Source organism: Mucilaginibacter sp. KACC 22773 (assembly GCF_028736215.1).
Classification (GTDB): Bacteria; Bacteroidota; Bacteroidia; order Sphingobacteriales; family Sphingobacteriaceae; genus Mucilaginibacter.
The window spans coordinates 5419307-5436223 of the sequence record NZ_CP117883.1; the positions used below are offsets into that span (position 1 = coordinate 5419307).

The 16917-nt window shown below is 42.7% G+C and carries 18 protein-coding genes and 1 tRNA gene; 6 read left to right on the top strand and 13 right to left on the bottom strand.

The genetic code is table 11. The features are described from left to right. Positions 1-76 precede the first annotated feature (76 nt). Both abc-f and PQ469_RS22390 read right to left on the bottom strand, forming a co-directional pair. Positions 77-1999, bottom strand: a complete 1923-nt coding sequence (gene abc-f, locus PQ469_RS22385; RefSeq protein ID WP_274209659.1) for a ribosomal protection-like ABC-F family protein — start codon at positions 1997-1999, stop codon at positions 77-79. A 212-nt stretch (positions 2000-2211) separates the two neighbouring features. Further along, a complete protein-coding gene (locus tag PQ469_RS22390) occupies positions 2212-2982 on the bottom strand; it encodes an SGNH/GDSL hydrolase family protein (protein ID WP_274209660.1) in 771 nt (256 codons plus the stop codon). Positions 2983-3150: 168 nt separating this feature from the next. On the opposite strand from PQ469_RS22390, the gene PQ469_RS22395 reads away from it, so the two are divergent. Beyond that, positions 3151-4206: a quinone-dependent dihydroorotate dehydrogenase gene (locus PQ469_RS22395; protein WP_274209661.1), complete on the top strand. Its 1056-nt coding sequence runs from the start codon at positions 3151-3153 to the stop codon at positions 4204-4206. Positions 4207-4382: 176 nt separating this feature from the next. Here PQ469_RS22395 and PQ469_RS22400 read toward each other — a convergent pair whose 3' ends face one another. The 3 genes from PQ469_RS22400 to PQ469_RS22410 form a co-directional block, all read right to left on the bottom strand. Then, on the bottom strand, positions 4383-4556 hold the full coding sequence (locus tag PQ469_RS22400; RefSeq protein ID WP_090652361.1) for a spore protein: 174 nt from the start codon (positions 4554-4556) through the stop codon (positions 4383-4385). 33 nt (positions 4557-4589) lie between these two features. Continuing rightward, positions 4590-4660: transfer RNA gene (locus PQ469_RS22405), tRNA-Cys, on the bottom strand. A gap of 50 nt (positions 4661-4710) precedes the next feature. Further along, positions 4711-5460, bottom strand: a complete 750-nt coding sequence (locus PQ469_RS22410; RefSeq protein ID WP_274209662.1) for a TrmH family RNA methyltransferase — start codon at positions 5458-5460, stop codon at positions 4711-4713. Here PQ469_RS22410 and tamL point away from each other — a divergent pair. Continuing rightward, positions 5451-7859: a translocation and assembly module lipoprotein TamL gene (gene tamL / locus PQ469_RS22415; RefSeq protein ID WP_274209663.1), complete on the top strand. Its 2409-nt coding sequence runs from the start codon at positions 5451-5453 to the stop codon at positions 7857-7859. The genes PQ469_RS22410 and tamL overlap by 10 nt on opposite strands. Positions 7860-8119: 260 nt before the next feature. Here tamL and PQ469_RS22420 read toward each other — a convergent pair whose 3' ends face one another. Next, positions 8120-8653 carry a hypothetical protein gene (locus tag PQ469_RS22420; protein WP_090652364.1) on the bottom strand — a complete coding sequence of 178 codons (534 nt, stop codon included), beginning with the start codon at positions 8651-8653 and terminating at the stop codon, positions 8120-8122. Between the two features lie 52 nt (positions 8654-8705). After that, positions 8706-9200 carry a TspO/MBR family protein gene (locus tag PQ469_RS22425; RefSeq protein WP_274209664.1) on the bottom strand — a complete coding sequence of 165 codons (495 nt, stop codon included), beginning with the start codon at positions 9198-9200 and terminating at the stop codon, positions 8706-8708. A 125-nt stretch (positions 9201-9325) separates the two neighbouring features. Here PQ469_RS22425 and PQ469_RS22430 point away from each other — a divergent pair, with 125 nt between their 5' ends. Continuing rightward, positions 9326-9688: a cupin domain-containing protein gene (locus tag PQ469_RS22430; RefSeq protein WP_090652366.1), complete on the top strand. Its 363-nt coding sequence runs from the start codon at positions 9326-9328 to the stop codon at positions 9686-9688. Between the two features lie 122 nt (positions 9689-9810). On the opposite strand, the gene PQ469_RS22435 is transcribed toward PQ469_RS22430, so the two are convergent. Next, on the bottom strand, positions 9811-10227 hold the full coding sequence (locus PQ469_RS22435) for a hypothetical protein (RefSeq protein WP_274209665.1): 417 nt from the start codon (positions 10225-10227) through the stop codon (positions 9811-9813). A gap of 131 nt (positions 10228-10358) precedes the next feature. Here PQ469_RS22435 and purU point away from each other — a divergent pair, with 131 nt between their 5' ends. Further along, positions 10359-11186 (top strand): formyltetrahydrofolate deformylase, encoded by an 828-nt coding sequence (gene purU / locus PQ469_RS22440; protein WP_090652368.1) that lies wholly within the window; start codon positions 10359-10361, stop codon positions 11184-11186. Between the two features lie 145 nt (positions 11187-11331). Here the strand turns inward: purU and PQ469_RS22445 are convergent, their stop codons facing one another. The 4 genes from PQ469_RS22445 to PQ469_RS22460 form a co-directional block, all read right to left on the bottom strand. Further along, the gene (locus tag PQ469_RS22445; RefSeq protein ID WP_274209666.1) at positions 11332-12792 is read right to left on the bottom strand and encodes a glycoside hydrolase family 30 protein; all 1461 of its coding nucleotides are present in this window, start codon (positions 12790-12792) and stop codon (positions 11332-11334) included. Positions 12793-13089: 297 nt separating this feature from the next. Next, complete coding sequence (locus tag PQ469_RS22450) at positions 13090-13467, bottom strand: chorismate mutase (protein WP_274209667.1); 378 nt, start codon at positions 13465-13467, stop codon at positions 13090-13092. A 251-nt stretch (positions 13468-13718) separates the two neighbouring features. Next, entirely contained in the window at positions 13719-14078 is a 360-nt protein-coding gene (locus tag PQ469_RS22455) for a hypothetical protein (RefSeq protein ID WP_274209668.1), read from the bottom strand. 237 nt (positions 14079-14315) lie between these two features. Continuing rightward, a complete protein-coding gene (locus PQ469_RS22460) occupies positions 14316-14735 on the bottom strand; it encodes a pentapeptide repeat-containing protein (protein ID WP_274209669.1) in 420 nt (139 codons plus the stop codon). Between the two features lie 175 nt (positions 14736-14910). Here PQ469_RS22460 and PQ469_RS22465 point away from each other — a divergent pair, with 175 nt between their 5' ends. Continuing rightward, positions 14911-15258, top strand: a complete 348-nt coding sequence (locus PQ469_RS22465) for a hypothetical protein (RefSeq protein ID WP_090652374.1) — start codon at positions 14911-14913, stop codon at positions 15256-15258. Here the strand turns inward: PQ469_RS22465 and PQ469_RS22470 are convergent, their stop codons facing one another. Then, positions 15259-15804: a pyridoxamine 5'-phosphate oxidase family protein gene (locus PQ469_RS22470; RefSeq protein ID WP_274209671.1), complete on the bottom strand. Its 546-nt coding sequence runs from the start codon at positions 15802-15804 to the stop codon at positions 15259-15261. It abuts the gene before it with no gap. A gap of 735 nt (positions 15805-16539) precedes the next feature. On the opposite strand from PQ469_RS22470, the gene PQ469_RS22475 reads away from it, so the two are divergent. After that, complete coding sequence (locus tag PQ469_RS22475; protein WP_274209672.1) at positions 16540-16899, top strand: hypothetical protein; 360 nt, start codon at positions 16540-16542, stop codon at positions 16897-16899. Positions 16900-16917: the final 18 nt, after the last annotated feature.

Sequence of the window (16917 nt, forward strand, 5' to 3'; positions counted from 1 at the left end):
CTTCGGGTGCAAAACGAATATGCACAATTCGCGATTGCTTCGTTCCTCGCAATGACATGTTTCTGGTATGTAATACTTATGCTTCCAGCTCCAAAATCTGCTCCGCCAAAGTTTCCCATTTTTGCTGAATTTGTTTCAGCTCGACTTGCTTTTGGTTGTAGGCGGCGTTGGTTTCTTTTAGCTTTTGGCTATCGGTGTATATTTTTGTATCGGCCAGTTTGACTTCAAATTCTTTCACCGTTTTATCAAGCGCGGCAATTTGCTCTTCCATTTTGGCCAGATCCTGGTTCAGTTTTTTCAACTGCTGATGCTTGTTTTCGCCGTGCTGTTGTTTAACGGGCTCGGGCTTCTTTTCCTCTTTTTTAGGTTGAGGTGCAGGTGCTGCCGCCTTAGGCTCTAACTTGCGTTTTGAATACCACTCGTCAAATTCGGCGTAGGTACCAGGATATATCTTTATTTTTTGATCTTCAATAAACCAAATCTTGTTGGCCACATTATCAAGGAAATACCTATCGTGAGATACCACAATAAAAGTACCTTCGTACTGTTCCAGGGCCTGTATCAGGATATTTACCGATTGCATATCCAGGTGATTGGTAGGCTCATCCAGTACCAGGAAGTTTGCATCCGCAGTAAGTGCTTTAGCTAAGGCCACACGCGATTTTTCGCCCCCGGATAATACCTTGATCTTTTTAAACACATCATCGCCGGTAAACAAAAATGAGCCCAAAATGGTACGCAGTTCGGTATCGGTATGTTTTGGCGCAAATGCCTGCAATTCCTGTAAAATCTGGTGTTCCAGGTGTAATGATTCCAGCTGGTGCTGGGCAAAAAAGGTGGTACTTACGTTATGGCCGGTTGTTACTTTACCGGTATAATCATGATCGGCATTGGCAATAATACGCAGCAATGTTGATTTACCTTTCCCGTTGGCCCCAATCAATGCTATTTTATCGCCCTTTTCAATTACGGCTTCGCCACCATCCAAAATATCAATGGCAGGGTATTTTTTAACAATATCCTCTAAGGTTACCACGTGCCTGCCCGATTGTTTTGAGAAACGGAAGGCAAAGTTTACCGATGGGTTATCATCATCCACGTCATCAACCCGCTCCATTTTATCAAGCATTTTGATACGCGATTGCGCCATTTTTGCTTTGGATGCCTTGGCGCGGAAACGCTCGATCAAACGTTCTTCCTGTTTTATTTTTGATTGCTGGTTTTTAAACTCACCGCGTTGAATTTCTTCTCGCAGCGCTTTTTCTTCCAGGTAGAAAGTGTAGTTGCCCGCGTAAACAGTCAGCTTACCTTTGCGCGATTCAACCGTGCGGTTAATAACCTTATCCAAAAACCACCTATCGTGCGATACGATGATGATGGCACCGTTAAAAGCTTTCAAATAATCTTCCAACCACTGGATGGATGGTAAGTCAAGGTGGTTGGTAGGCTCATCCAGTAACAGGATATCGGGTGCCTGTAACAGGATTTTGGCAAGCATAACCCTCATACGCCATCCACCCGAAAAGGTGCTTAACTTACGCTGGCAATCCTGCTCGCTAAAGCCCAAACCTGCTAAAATTTCATGTGCTTTGTATTCTATGTTATAACCATCCAACAGTTCAAACTCATGCTGCTTATCGCTTAGTTTGTTTATCAAGTCTTCGGTATAATCGGTTTCGAGTTTTTTTAGTAAAACTTCTATCTCGTCGTGCAGCTGGTTTTGGCGCTCAAAAGCTTCCATGGCCACATGCACAATATTTTTATCAGATGAGTATGACAGCAAATCCTGGTTAAGGTAACCCATGGTAAGGTCCTTAGCCATTGATATGGTGCCCGATGTAGGTTTATAGTCGCCTACAATAATTTTCAGAAGGGTAGTTTTACCTGTTCCATTGGCACCTATTAAACCAATTTTTTCACCAGGTTTTATATGCCAGTTGGCTTCATCGTAAAGGGCCCGCGCACCAATCTCAAACGTAAGGTTATTTATAGCAATCATTTGGGCGCAAAGATACGGTTTTTGAGCCGTATTTTGGCAGGCCCGAGGTGAAAGGTAAAAGGCTAAAGGTGAAAGGTATTAAGATGATAGAAAAATGATATTTTCATTCGCAAGGGAAAAGGAGAATGGCCTTCAAGACTTAGTAAAAAAAATCACCTTCAGTCCCTTCCCAAAAACCTTTTGCCTTTAGCCTTTCACCTTTAGCCTCAAGATTACGCTCCTACTGCCTTCAGCCACGTTTGGGCCATCAGGGCTTCGCCGGCTACACTGGGGTGTACACCGTCGCGGTTCCAGTAGGTGGCCGGGGCAATTTTCTCAGCTTTATCAAATGCCGATTGATAGGGTACAAAAACGGCCTCATATTGTTCGGCTACATCTTTGGCTGCCTTGCGGAACAAATCAAACGTTGGGTACCATTTATCGTCAACCGCTTTAACGCCTTTTTCGGCAAAGGGCTCGCAAATAACCAGTTTTATATCCGGCAGTGCAGCCTTGGTACGGTCTATCAGTTTTTTATAATCGGCAATATAATTATCTATAGTTCCGGTATAGCCATTGGTAAGAGTATGCCAAAAATCATTTACACCTATGTGAATGCTCAATACATTGGGCTTTAGCGCCAGGCAATCGGTATCCCAGCGTTCGGCCAGCTGGTATACTTTGTTACCGCTAACTCCTTTGTTATAAATTTTCAGGTTTTTATCGGCATGAGTAAGCAATAGCTGCGATGCGGCGATAAGCGCGTAACCTGATCCTAAGGCGCTGGTTGTATTAAATTCGGTACTATTATGATCGCGGCCCCAATCGGTAATGGAATCACCCTGAAAAAGAATTACATCACCGGTATTAAAACTGATTTTTCTTGATGGTTTAGTGTTGGCTAATGCAGCCGAAACTATCTGCGGCAAGCCCATTGCAGCGATGGTACCCACCGATGCTGTTTTTAAAAAATTACGGCGATCGGGTTTAAAAATATTATTCATAAATGGTTTGATAGATTTGATTTTGGATTTCCGAATTTACTGATTTACCCGGCTTTTTTAAATTTTGTTGAATTTTGTACCAGCATTTGCCCTAATAATATAATCTGCCAGCTTAATTTTCATAAAATTCTGGTTTATACAGCTATTAGTATTTGTTAACTTCGCGCCATGTATTTTTTATTAAAACCCATCCTGTTCCAGTTCGATCCCGAAAAAGTACATTATTTTGTAACCCGCAATTTAAAGCGCTTTAATCGTTTTCCGGGTGGCGCCGCGTTAAGCCGGGCCATATGGGATGTAAACAACCCGCGATTGGAACGTGAGGTGTTTGGCCTTAAATTTAAAAATCCGGTTGGCCTTGCCGCCGGCTTTGATAAAAATGCCGAACTGATGGGCGAAATGGCCAACATAGGTTTTGGTTTTGTAGAGATTGGCACAGTTACCCCACTGCCCCAGCCCGGCAACCCACAGCCTCGCATGTTCCGCCTGCCGGCAGATGGTGCACTCATTAACCGCATGGGCTTTAACAATTTTGGAGTTGACGTAGCTGCCGAACGGATAGCAACGTTCCGCAAAAATGCCAAAGGCGCGCAAAGGAGCCTGATCATAGGCGGTAACATTGGCAAAAATAAGGTTACCCCCAATGAAGATGCCGTAAGCGATTATATTAAATGTTTTGACCGCCTTTTTGATGTGGTTGATTATTTTGTGGTGAACGTAAGTTCGCCCAATACGCCCGGCTTGCGCGAGTTGCAGGAAAAAGAGCCTTTAATGAACCTGCTGAATACCCTACAGCAACGTAATTCAAAAAACGGCATCAGCAGGCCTATCCTGCTCAAAATAGCACCAGACCTCACGGATTCGCAGTTGAATGATATTGTAGAGATTGTACAACAAACCGGCATTGCCGGCCTTATAGCCACCAATACAACCATCAGCAGGGAGAATTTAAGATCTCTAGCCAGCTTAAAAGACGAAATGGGCGGACTAAGCGGCATGCCGCTGACCAAACGCTCAACCGAGGTTATTAGCTATATTCACAAAAAATCAAACGGATCTTTCCCGATAATTGGAGTGGGCGGCATACACTCTGCCGATGATGCCATCGAAAAACTAAATGCAGGCGCATCATTGGTACAGCTGTATACCGGTTTTATTTACGAAGGACCGGGGTTGATTGCGAGGATAAATAAAAGTCTTCTGAATCAGAATTTGCAGAATTAGAGGATTTTCAGAACCCTAAATATTCAATAAATTTAGCTGGCACAGAAAAGCATTCATTCTGTTAATTCTAAAATCCTGTAAATTCTGATTCAGAAAACAAAAAAATCCCACCGGTTTCTGAAACCAGCAGGATTTATAAGATCTTTTTAAGCGCCAGGCGCCTGAAAACAGATAGATTATTTACCGGCAGCGATAGCTAAAGCTTCGTTGTTTTTTTGGATCTGGTTGCCTTTTTTCTCGGCAGAACGGCTTCCGTACTCAAGGTTAGTAGCCAGTTTTAAAAACTGAACTTCTAAACGTGAAGTAGTTTTGTTTTTTCTATCTTTTCTTTTTAAACGTGTAACGCCCATGGTGTTGTTATTTTAATGTTTTTAATACCCTTGAGGTCGGGAGCGGATTCGAACCGCTGTAAAAGGTTTTGCAGACCTCTGCCTAGCCACTCGGCCACCCGACCCTAATTTTAGGATTGCAAAAATAGTAATTTATTTATTGCAAAGCCAATATTTATTTCATTGAATTTCTTTTTATTTCAGAACATAGTATGGCAGTAGCTATCGCCACGTTCAATGACTCGGCCTGCCCCGCCCTCGGGATGGTTATTTTAGTGGTTATTAACCGCTCAATATCAGTGCTTATACCGTTGCCTTCGTTCCCCATCACCAATAACCCCTCGGTGCCAAAAGCAGTATTGTAAATATTTTCGCCGTCCAGCATCGCGCCAAATATCGGCAATTTAATTTGTGACAGCGCTTGCGCCAGGTTGGTATAATGTACATTTACACGCGCCAACGAGCCCATGGTGGCCTGCACTACTTTGGGGTTGTATACATCAACCGTGTCCTCGCTGCATATGATATCATTAATACCAAACCAATCGGCAGTGCGGATAATGGTGCCCATATTGCCCGGGTCCTGTATATTATCCAGCACTAAAGAAAACCTATGTTTAAGGCTATCGTAATTTAAAGTTGGCCATATTGGTATATTAACCAAACCAATTACCTCCTGCGGCGTTTTCAAAGTGCTGATTTTTTCGATATCCTTCACCGAAATCTCCTGAAAGTTTATTTTTCGGGATAAATTCAGCATTTTTGGAGCAATTGCACCGGTATGGTATACCGTATCAACCTGGTAACGCGAACCTGTAAATTCAACAACTGATTTATAGCCTTCAACCAGGAAAAAACCATGCTCCCTGCGAAATTTTTTATGTTGTAAGGATGTTAATAAACTGATTTGTGATTTTGAAAGCATACAAAAAACCTGCTGGTTACCGTCTTGCAATATTAAGTATTTTACTGCTCATAATCGGCTCGGGCTGTAGCCTTACCCGCGGCATCGGCAAAAATCAAACCCTGGTGCGTAAAATTACCATTAAAGGTATTGATGAGCAATTTGAAGAAGCCGCGTTAAATTATGTTGATAAAGAACAACAGCCAAATAACAAGCTTAACCTGCAATTTTATTATTGGTTTAGCAACCATGGCAAACGCAACATAGGCGAGGCGCCTACGTTGCTTGACAGCAGCCTGGTTGAGTATTCGCGTTTCCAGATGGAAAAATTCGTCCAAAACCGGGGCTATTTAAAAGCAAAGGTTACCGATAGCGTCATCATCAAAAAACAACGCGCCGAAATAGTTTTTACTGCGGTAGAGGGGCCTATGTTTCATATCCGTAAGTTGGTGGATAGCATTCCGGATAAAAACATAGCCAACCTTTACCACGCCAACCGCAACAGGATGTCGCATATACAACCCGGAGGGCGTTTCGACACGGATAGCCTGGCGCATGACCGCGATGAACTTTATCTTTTGATGAAACGTAACGGCTATTTTGACTTTTACCGCCAGTATGTCAATTTCACCTACGATTCAACCTTTAACAGCAGTGTGGTTGATATTAAAATGATGATTGATAACCCGGCAGGTAAAACAGAGCACCCGGTTTATAAAATTAATAATACGCTGATAACAATATCTGCCAGTAACGGCAAAACCACCGGCAAAGCTGATACTTTGCAGGTCGATTCGCAATTCAGGTATGTAGATTTCTCGCATCGGTTTAAGCCGCGGGTGGTAATTGATTATACTTTTCAAAAAAAAGGGCAATTATATAACATCGACAAACAGACATTAACTACAACCAGGCTTTCGGAGTTAAACGTTTTCCGCAATGTGCCTAACCCAACTTATGAAAAGCTAGCCGATAGTACGCACCGCCTGGATACCAAAATTGATATAATACCCCTTAAACATTATTCAGACCGGGTTGAAGGTGAGTTCCTGTTTGCCAACGGCAGGTATGGCTACAACGTGGGTAATACCTTTACCAACCGGAATCTTTTTAACCAGGCGGCAATCCTGCAGTTAAAACTCAACTGGAGTATTTTGTTTGATAACGGCTCAAACACTACCAATAATGATAATATACAAAACCAGGAGTTTAGGGCCGGGGCTAATTTAATTTACCCTCGTATTATATCGCCTTTCAACTTCCCGCTTTTAGGAAAATTTGGCGTACCCCATACTACGTTCTCAACCAACTATTCTTTATTTTACCAAAAGGGATTGGTTACGCGCCAAAGCTTTATAAACTCCATAAGCTATGATTTTTACGAAACTGCCCGTAAACTTCACACCATTACACCTGTCAACATCGAATTTTCAAAGGGGGTTATTGATCCTGCTGCCTATGACAGCTTACTGTCTTATAACAGGTTTGCTTATATAAAATTAATAGGCCGCACCGTTTTCACAACAGGCAGCCAGTACACTTTTCAGTACAATGCCATTGAGTTAAACTCTTACGATAACTTTTTATATTTCCGCGGAAGCCTTGACATTGGCGGCAATTTCCTGAATTTGTTAAGCAGCACTTTTAACACAGGCAGGGATACATCCGGCCAGCGCAAATTTCTGGGCTACACCTTTAGCCAATATGCCAAAGCAGAAGGGGACCTTCGTTTTTACCGTACCCTTGGCGGAGAAAAACAATTCGTATTCCGCGTTAATCCTGGCATAGGTGTACCCTATGGTAACAGCGACCAACTGATATTTGAAAAGAATTTTTACGCAGGCGGTGCAAATGATATGCGCGCGTGGCTGCCCCGCACATTGGGGCCGGGACAGTTTAACAGGGCAACTGCCTATTATAACAGCCTGACGAAAAAAGACGATCCAATATCACGCGCACGTTTAAAGTATCTTGACCAATTTGGCGAAATTAAATTAGTAGCCAATGCCGAATACCGTTATAAATTGATTAATAATTTTTTTGGCGCAAAGCTTAAAGGGGCAGTTTTTGTTGATGCTGGCAACGTTTGGCGCCTGGGCAAAAAAGCCGAAAGCCCGAACGGCGAATTCAGGTTTGATAATCTTTTGCAATCAACCGCAATTGGGATAGGCACAGGCTTAAGATTTGATTTAAGTTTCTTTGTATTTAGGCTGGATATGGCCTTTAAGTTTAAAGATCCACAATTTAGCGGCAGCGATCAATGGGTGCTTATTAAACACGCCGATGAATTGTTTAAATCGGGCAGCTTCAAAGAGGCTTATCTAAAAGCCAACGCTACCGGTGTTGATAGCAAAGGCAACGTTGTTGGCGATAGCTACAACTTTATGCAGCTGAACTTTGGGATAGGGCTGCCTTTTTAATTATTGAATTATCGATTTAGTGAATTATTGAATTGGGAAGGGTGGCTGGGTTATTCAATTTGTAACTTATCTGATTTCCCGTCTAATAATCTAAAATTCCAATAGTCCGTCCTTCTCTTCTTCTAAAATTGCAATAATTCTCAAACAGAATTGAACTGCATTATAAGAAGCGCAGCCGCCTGTCCAATAATCTCAAAGTCCTCAGTTCCCTGTCAAAAAATCTATCTTGATTCTTGGCTCTTGATTCTTGACTCTCTCCCCTACACCATATTCTTCAATCCGTCAATTATACTTTCAAAAAATGTTGGGATACTGAGGTTGTTGTGGTAATTAAAATACAGGAAGATACAAAAGATGATTACCGCTATAATAATAAACCGCTTAAACATATAAGCCAGCAGCACCAATATTAACGGTATGGCAACTAAAAGCACCCAGCTAATGTGCCATGGGCTTAGTTTACTATCGTGCTTGTAAATGTAATACAGTATGGCGTGGGTGCCGGTTTCGTTCATATGCTTGGCATACAAAAACGTAGATCGGTCTATCTTTTGGCGGTAAAAAGCAACCCCTTTTTCAAATTTAAGCTGATACTCAAACCCATTCATTACAAAAGTGAACAGGCCATTTACTTTCTCCTGCGTTACGCCAGCCGTGTCGGTTGCTACTATGGCCACCTGGTCAACCGCGAAAGGATTTTCTTTAACTACAAAATGGTTTATGGTTATTGCATCAGCAAAAACAAAACTGTGGGCTGCTATAACAAAGCAAAATAAGAGCAATAATTTTTTCATCTGTCAATAAACCTTCAGTAAAATGTACGCAATAAAAATAGTGTTTTTTACACTACTTATTCAGCAAATAAATAGCAGCGTTAAGTACCGCGGCAAAACTTACCCAAAGTAAATAAGGCCATAACAGCCGGCCTGCGGCCTTGCTAAACTTATAAAACCAGTTGATGTTTAAAATAATGCTTAGCCATAGTAAAATAATAACAATAAGGGCTCCCGGCACCTGGTGCAATCCAAAAAACACTATCGACCATGAAAAATTCAGGGCAAGCTGTGTAAAGTAAATGTTGCGCGCTATGATGTATACAGGCTTACGACTGCGGTGTTTCCACACCAGGTGAGCTGCAGTAGCCATCATAATGTATAACGCTGTCCATACCGGCGCAAACAACCATGGCGGAGGGTTAAATGATGGTTTTTTGAGTGTACTGTACCAACCGGCAATTTCGGGCCTTGTAAATAGCGAAGCCATAAAGCCAATGGCCAGTGTAATTATTAAACTGATCAGGAACGGAAAAAATTGAAACTTTCTGGGTACGGCCGGGATCATCGTTTACTTAACCATCAAAAATGCAATAAGTTTGTCAATATTTACAATACGATTATCCAAATAAGCATTTTGAAAATCACAAATGTTTTAGTTTAGCGGTAATTGCCAAAGTTGGCAAAAATACAATGATAAAAACTTATAAGCTATATACCGGCGCCGATGGGCACTCGCATGTACAAACGGGCACAGTGGCCGAAGGTCTTTTCAACCAGGCATCAAGCATCCGGTTCCAGGAATCGCCACCGCATTCATTTTTTGATTGGCACAATGCCCCTGCCGAGCAGTATGTGATAACCTTATCAGGCACCCTTGAGTTTGAAACCCGTCCCGGCGAAACTTTTATTGTGCGCCCCGGCGAAATATTGATTGCCCTGGATACCACCGGGACCGCCCATAAGTGGAAACTTGTTGATGACCAGCCATGGCGACGAGCTTATGTAGCTTTTGATGCCGGCCATGAAATAAATTTTGTGCCAGACGGTGTTTAAAAAAGTCATGCTGGCCCGGCATTGCTGCCAAACCAGCTCCCTGCCTGCAAAACAATCATTCTGTCTTGCTTGCAGGGCCGGTGTTTTGCCCCGATAGCAAACCGGATGACCTTTAAACTTCTTTAATCGGGCTTAATTCTTACATAAACGGTACTAAAGCCATCAGAAATGAACACGTCGTTTTGGTATAAGGTATCGTTGCGGATAATAAAAGCGGTAGGGTTTTGGTTGTTAATCTTCAACAGGTCAAAAGTTTCGGTAGCCGAATACTTATAGTTCCTGGTTATCGAAAACTTACCAGACAAGGTAAGCGAATCTTTTTTATACATTTTAAAAGTACTGTCGGCACCATAAACCTGGGTAAATGAGTAACCCAGGCTTTGCGGTGTGAGTGTAACCCCACCTATACCACCAACTGATTTTACCCACCGCCAACTGCCTGTTATTTGTGTAGATGTTGGGACCGGCAAGCCATCTTTATTACATGAACTAATGCTGCAAAGCACCGTGGCGGCAAACAACAGGATAAAATATTTCATTTTTTGGGGTTATACTAAGGTATTACGCAAGTACCTGATCTTTTGCTACAGCGCATTACATTTTTTTGCAAAAATGATTTTATATAATTAGTTATGTTATTTTGCACCAAATTTTTTTGTATCGTTAAACCATGATTATAGTTATTCAATGTAAAGACCAGGTGGGCCTGGTTGCCTACATAGCAGCCATATTAGCCAAACAGCAATTAAACATAGTATCCATGCGCGAACATGTAGACCAAAACGAAGGGCTGTTTTTTATGCGGGTTGAAGTTGACAATAACCAGGACGATGCACAACTGGAGCGACTATTAAAACCCCTGCTGCCTGAGGGCGCCATGGTTATGGTAAACCCCTTGCCTCACAAAAAAGTGGTAGTACTGGTAACCAAAGAATACCATTGCCTTGCCGATATCCTTATCCGCAATTATTTTAACACATTAGGGGCAACTGTACAATGCGTTATTGGCAACCATGCTACACTGCAGAACATTTGCGAACGCTTTGATATGCCTTTTCACCACATATCACACGAGGAATACTCCAAAGAAGAATTTGAACAGCAGGTAATACAAACCATTGAGTGTTATACGCCCGACTACCTTGTGTTGGCTAAGTACATGCGCATCCTATCTCCATATTTCGTAAGCAAATTCCCTATGCGCATTATCAATATTCATCACTCTTTTTTACCAGCATTTATTGGCGCAAATCCTTACCGTAAGGCTTTTGAACGTGGTGTGAAGCTCATTGGTGCAACCGCTCACTTTGTATCAAACGAGTTGGACGAGGGACCTATTATCGCCCAGCAAATCATCCCCGTAAACCACACATTTACAGCAGCAACTATGGTAAAAGCCGGGCAGGAAATTGAAACATCAGTATTAGCCAAAGCCCTTAAGCTGGTATTTGAAGACCGGGTATTTGTATCAAAAAACAAGACTGTTATTTTTGAGTAAACAGCGTGCCAGCCGTTAAATCTCAATATATCAACGTAATTTTTTTTTGATTTTTGACTTTTTAATTTTGACTTAAAACGATAATGGTGGACCATAAATGATCCACCATACATCTGAGATTTAGTTGATTATAAAAAGATCTTTGTTATTCTACTACAAGCGTGGCTATGGAATGTGGCTGGCTGGTTGTTTTAGCAGCTTTACCTTTTATCCACAGGCTATATTCAATTTTTTCGTCTGTTTGGTTCATCACTATTACGGATAACTTGCCGTTAGGGTTTAGATAAGCGGTAGTTAATAATTTATCGCGGCTGGCTACGGCTGCAACCCGCCTGGCACCAGGCTGAATGTACTTGCTAAAATGCCCTAAATAATAGTATGAGCTGGTGTAAATAAGGCTGCCGTTACGTAAATCGGCGTGTATCGGGGCAAAACAGAAGTTACCCACATGGTTAGGGCCGCCTTTTTCATCCAGCAGAATGTTCCAATCTGTCCATGCTACGGTACCGGCATTAAAATCGTTTATCATTGATAATCCATAACGCTCACCAAGCGACCAATCGTTAATTTTATTGAAGTCGTATTTTTCGATACAACCTTCGGTAAAGATCAGGTTTTTAGCAGGAAAAGCTTCGTGTGTGCGCCTTAGCGACTCAAATTGCTGCCCGGCGCCCGTCCAAGTTTCATACCAGTGAAAACCTATGCCCCACACATATTTAGCGGCTGCGGGGTCTTCAAGAATGGTGCTGGCCTGCTGATATAACAAATCGCGATTATGATCCCAAATAATAAGCTTTTTAGCGCCCAGCCCCTGCTTTTGTAAAGTTGGGCCTAAGAAGTTCTTTACAAAATCGCGCTGCTCTTCGGCGGTGTATTTACATGATTCCCAGCTTTGTGAGGCCATGGGTTCATTTTGTACCGATAAGCCCCAGATAGGCACGCCTTCATTTTCATAAGCCCGTATAAACTTGCCAAAAAAATTGGCCCAGCTTTGATAGTATTTTGGTAACAGTTTACCGCCATGCAGCAGGCTATTATTATCCTTCATAAATGCGGGCGGGCTCCATGGCGATGCAAACAAAGTAAGTTTGCCGCCGGCCGCCGCTATTGCTTCTTTTATAAAGGGAATTCGGTAAGCCCTGTCATGACTAATACTAAACGTTTTAAGTGCGCCGTCTCCCTCTTTGATATAAGAGTAGCTATCACTCGAAAAATCGCAGCTTTGGATATTGGTACGGGCCAGGGTATAACCTATCCCCTTATCTTTGTCGTAGTAAGCGGCTAAAAGTTCTTTTTGCTTATCCTTAGGCAGTTTATAAAAAGTTTCGGCAGCGGCATCGGTAAGCGCACCGCCAATGCCCAACATGGTTTGGAACGATTTTGCCGGGTCAACAAAAACAGATACTTCCGTTTCGCCGGGCTGGGGGCTATCCTGAAATTTCAAGGTTTCGGTAGTTTTAAACCTCATACCCGGTTGATTATCAGAAACTATAACTTTCACCCTTTTATTGCCTATAGAAAACGGCACTTTAACCTGGGCGTTAGCCATTGGTAGCTGCAGTAAGCCACTTGCAATAAAACAGGCAATTATCGCTTTTTTATTCATGGTCAATATTAATTGGTGTACCGGCGGGCAAATCGCCATTAGGAAAAGCGGTTCCGGTGCTCCAAATTAAAAGAGTTAATTTGAATAAAGCAAATAGCAAGGGCAATAATTAATTGATTTATAGTTTTTTAATTAGGAATTGATACGGTTTAATACCAATAAAAAAAATCCAAATAGCATTAATAATCAAATAGTTAAAAAATCGGGAACGATATCGGAAAAATGTTTTGATACGCTAAGGCACATTTGTGTATTTTATACACTCTGCATGTCCGGTTTAGCCTTTTGCTACTCAATTTATTGCTTTTTCAGCTCCTCCTCTATCCGCAGGCTTTCTTTGTGGATGGCGTTCATCAATTCGATAATAAAGGTTTCAGATAGGCCTTCTTTTTTACCGGCAGCAACGGCCTTTTCAAGTACCTGCTTAAAGCGGTCTGCCTGTAATGGAGCGATATTATTTTTGGCCTTGTAAATACCAATCTCCTTAACCACCTGTTCGCGCTGGCCCAACAGCGTAATAAGTTGTTTATCAAGCGAATCAATTTTATTACGGCTTATCTTCAGGGTTTGATCGGTGCTTTTAGGGGTCTCCATCGGTACAGATTGCGCGGTGGCTAAATTGAGGTTAAACAGATACATCAATAACAAAACTCCAATTCGGGTAAATGTTTTCATACCACAATTTAATAAAATTAATCTAATTAATTTGAAGATTTGAGAATTTGAAGATTTGAAAATGGAAGGGGGCAAAAAGTTTCAAAAAATAACAAAAAACCGCACAAAAAAGCAACTGGTTATCAGTTTTGGATAATAAAAATACCAGCATTCGGCCATTTTTTTATAACAGGTATCGCATTGCGCTATAGCTACAAAAAAACCGGGTCGCCATACCCGGTTTTATCTTAAATAATCATTCCGAATTGTAATTACTTATCGCTATTGTGCCCGCGTTTGATCATTTCCTGAACTGCCCTGGCTAAAAGCTCCTTTCCGTAGTCATCAAGGTTAGTTTGTTTGCCGCCGCCGTTAATTTCGTAAACAATCCGTCCGTTGTCATTCTCAGCTACCAGGTCATCGCTGTTGATACTACAGGATACCGAACCATGGGGCGAAATAGCCTTAATGGCTTTGCCATCCTCGGTAAAGTAGGTTTGGCCGCGGTATTCAATCTTTACGGTTCTGCCGTCGGCATTTTCAATAATGGTGGTGTGCCGGCCGCCAAACCGGCAAGCCGTAGCCAGCAACATAACTGCTGCAATGGCCATAAATTGTTGTATTTTTTTCATGATGATATGTTGTAGTGCTGCTTTCATCACAAAGCTAATACAAAACACAGTACTATACAATACATAGTACCATATTTATTGAAAATATTTTTCGCTGGTTATATTTTTTGTCCATGACGAGTTCGGGGGGGCAAATAAACATTGGTTTTGAACGCTGGCCACTACTCACCCGGTCGAGGCTCCGCCCGACCGGGTGAGTAGTGGCCTTGTGATGTACTCATCCCCCCAAGCACTCCCCTATATTTTTCCATTCAACAAATCCTCAATCAAAATACCATTGATGGTCATGCCGTTAATATTACAATCGGCTATGGCTACGCCTTGCAGGTTGCAGTTGTTGATGGTGCTGTGGTTAAGGTCGCAATCTTCAAAGCGCAGGGGGCGTTGTTTTGCAGCGGGGTCATATGCCGTGTGGCCTTCTGGCGGCATACCAATGTTATGGATGTAAGCCCCGCCAAGCTGGGCGCCTTCAATCTCCAGGTCGCTTAGGTTGGCGTTAATAATTTTAAGTTTGGTAAGGTCAACATCATTAAAGCTGGCATTGCTCATTTTAAGCATCACGAACGTCGATCCGTCCAGGTGCGAGTATTTGGCGTCAATTACTTTGGTAGTTTCGATGATGGTTAGCTTTTCGGCCTGATTATTTGTACTTTCCATGGTAGTTTTGTTTTGTTGATCGAATTTACAAAGGAGCCCGCAAATTGTAATGGCCTGATCAGACATTTTAAAGGTGTTTTTGCGACAATTGAAGCATTGCTGTGTGCAGGCATTATTATCTATGGTCGCATCAAACTATTTGGCAGTTACAACGTTAGGTTGTAATAAACCAATCATGAGACCGATATTTTTCACGTTAACCAGTAAGCTACGGCTGATGGTGATACCCGACACCGAAGCGCATCTGGACGGACACCCGGTAATTAGTTATACCTACAGCCTGTTTATTGACAGGGACAGGGGCCACGAGGAACAAGCTTTAGATAAATTGAGCACCCTGCATTTAGATAAAATTACCGACCCGGATTATTTAGGTTTCATTGCTTTTGAACAGCCCGCCAACGTATTTTCATATACAGCGGGCCAGCATGAATTAAGCATATCCGAAGTGGAAGAAGTAATTGAACTGCTAACCAAATTCAGAAATAACCCGCCACTTTGGCGACCAATTGATGATATGTAATTAATACAAGGCTGTTGGCAGGCCGTCAAGGCTAAGCAGGTTCTTCTCTTTTTTGTAAGCCTCCAATCCTTCAGGGCCTTTATTGGCGGCCCATTTGTAGGCCTGGTCGCGCTCGCCCTCATAGCTGTAATAAGGTACACTAAAGCCGCACGATGTTTGCACCTGGTAAACATCGGCCACTATGATTTGCCTGGTTGATAGCAGGATATCAAAATGCTGTGCCAGCTGCGGCCATTCTTCGTCGCCTGGCAGCACAGTATAGCCATTGCCATATAAACGCAGAATATTGGGCGGCCCTTCAAAAGCGCAAAACATTAGGGTAATGCGGCCATTCTCCAGGATATGGGCCGACGTTTCGTTACCGCTGCCTATAATATCCATGTAAGCCACTTTTGTTGCAGATATTACCTTAAAGCTATCTATCCCCTTGGGCGATAAATTAACATGCCCACCGGCGGCAAGTGGCGCCGATGCTACAAAAAACATTTTTTGTTTTTCGATAAAGGCCTGATGTGCCGGCTGGATGGTTTCAAAAAACTTTCCCATAGTGGTTTATTTTTCCTGTTAATCAAATTTAACCAATAATTGTAGTTGCCGGGCATTTTCAGTGTTAACTTATTGTCAAGGGAGGCAGCCACAGGGCAGAATTAAGCCGTTGGTGGAGCTGTCTACATTCACAAAATATCGAATTGCTATCTTAATTCTTGACTCTTGATTCTTTTCCTGCCGTTGCCTGCGGCCCGCGCTTTACACTCATACTACACAGGGCCTTAGGCGCCTGGCCGGTATCCGTTTCAATCGCTAACGGGGCTACGGCTAAACAAATACATTCAGGTAAATAAAGCTTACCGAGCAATATTTTTTGCGTGGGTCATATGTTAGCGGTTTGGATGATGGCCGACGTTATGCTTCAATACACATATTTCGTTAAAGAGTCACAAGTGGGCCATTGCCATCCACCTCGTTTTTATCTTCCTGGTAATCAAGTACTGACAAGGTAGTGTCACCACTTTTTTTATTCAGGCCCTGTAAATTTGTAGTGTCCGGATCTGGTTCGGGGGACGGGTTTCGGGGTTCGGGGATTTGCGGTTTAGTGTTGAATACTGCTATCCATCACCCGAAATCCGAAAACGGCGCGGACGCTCAGCAAAGTTAACCCATGCCGCCAAACGCCCCAGCCACCCCGTGTTTTAACGGGGTGCCGCCCGGTGAAAACACCTATTGCCAAATAATTCTGATACTATTAATTTAACCCCAATTATTGATTACCCCTATAAACAAATGAAACCAGGAATCCTTATCACAACCCTATTATCGGGCTGCTTCGCTTTATGCTTTGTGGCCGCCACCGGCCTCGATGGCAAATGGACCGGCAGCCTGCTCACCGCCGACAGCACGGCCTACCCATTAACCTACAATTTTACGCTCATCGGCGATTCTGTTGCCGGTACGGCCAAAAGCACCCTCGGCGAGTTCCCGATCGACCAGGGCAAACTGGATACCGCCGGGCTGCACTTCAAAGTTACAGTGAACGGGCTTGATGTGTACCACAACGGTATTGTTTATACCGACTCCATCGGCATGAACATCAGCCTAAACGGCTCGGTGGTACACTGTACGCTGAACCGGACGGGTAATTAATAACAATTAAAGAAATTT

What these genes read in the sequence shown, in the direction of transcription:
- abc-f (WP_274209659.1), bottom strand. Translation starts at nt 1,999, where the DNA reads ATGATTGCTATAAATAACCTTACGTTTGAGATTGGTGCGCGGGCCCTT.
- PQ469_RS22390 (WP_274209660.1), bottom strand. Translation starts at nt 2,982, where the DNA reads ATGAATAATATTTTTAAACCCGATCGCCGTAATTTTTTAAAAACAGCA.
- PQ469_RS22395 (WP_274209661.1), top strand. Translation starts at nt 3,151, where the DNA reads ATGTATTTTTTATTAAAACCCATCCTGTTCCAGTTCGATCCCGAAAAA.
- PQ469_RS22400 (WP_090652361.1), bottom strand. Translation starts at nt 4,556, where the DNA reads ATGGGCGTTACACGTTTAAAAAGAAAAGATAGAAAAAACAAAACTACT.
- PQ469_RS22410 (WP_274209662.1), bottom strand. Translation starts at nt 5,460, where the DNA reads ATGCTTTCAAAATCACAAATCAGTTTATTAACATCCTTACAACATAAA.
- PQ469_RS22420 (WP_090652364.1), bottom strand. Translation starts at nt 8,653, where the DNA reads ATGAAAAAATTATTGCTCTTATTTTGCTTTGTTATAGCAGCCCACAGT.
- PQ469_RS22425 (WP_274209664.1), bottom strand. Translation starts at nt 9,200, where the DNA reads ATGATCCCGGCCGTACCCAGAAAGTTTCAATTTTTTCCGTTCCTGATC.
- PQ469_RS22430 (WP_090652366.1), top strand. Translation starts at nt 9,326, where the DNA reads ATGATAAAAACTTATAAGCTATATACCGGCGCCGATGGGCACTCGCAT.
- PQ469_RS22435 (WP_274209665.1), bottom strand. Translation starts at nt 10,227, where the DNA reads ATGAAATATTTTATCCTGTTGTTTGCCGCCACGGTGCTTTGCAGCATT.
- purU (WP_090652368.1), top strand. Translation starts at nt 10,359, where the DNA reads ATGATTATAGTTATTCAATGTAAAGACCAGGTGGGCCTGGTTGCCTAC.
- PQ469_RS22445 (WP_274209666.1), bottom strand. Translation starts at nt 12,792, where the DNA reads ATGAATAAAAAAGCGATAATTGCCTGTTTTATTGCAAGTGGCTTACTG.
- PQ469_RS22450 (WP_274209667.1), bottom strand. Translation starts at nt 13,467, where the DNA reads ATGAAAACATTTACCCGAATTGGAGTTTTGTTATTGATGTATCTGTTT.
- PQ469_RS22455 (WP_274209668.1), bottom strand. Translation starts at nt 14,078, where the DNA reads ATGAAAAAAATACAACAATTTATGGCCATTGCAGCAGTTATGTTGCTG.
- PQ469_RS22460 (WP_274209669.1), bottom strand. Translation starts at nt 14,735, where the DNA reads ATGGAAAGTACAAATAATCAGGCCGAAAAGCTAACCATCATCGAAACT.
- PQ469_RS22465 (WP_090652374.1), top strand. Translation starts at nt 14,911, where the DNA reads ATGAGACCGATATTTTTCACGTTAACCAGTAAGCTACGGCTGATGGTG.
- PQ469_RS22470 (WP_274209671.1), bottom strand. Translation starts at nt 15,804, where the DNA reads ATGGGAAAGTTTTTTGAAACCATCCAGCCGGCACATCAGGCCTTTATC.
- PQ469_RS22475 (WP_274209672.1), top strand. Translation starts at nt 16,540, where the DNA reads ATGAAACCAGGAATCCTTATCACAACCCTATTATCGGGCTGCTTCGCT.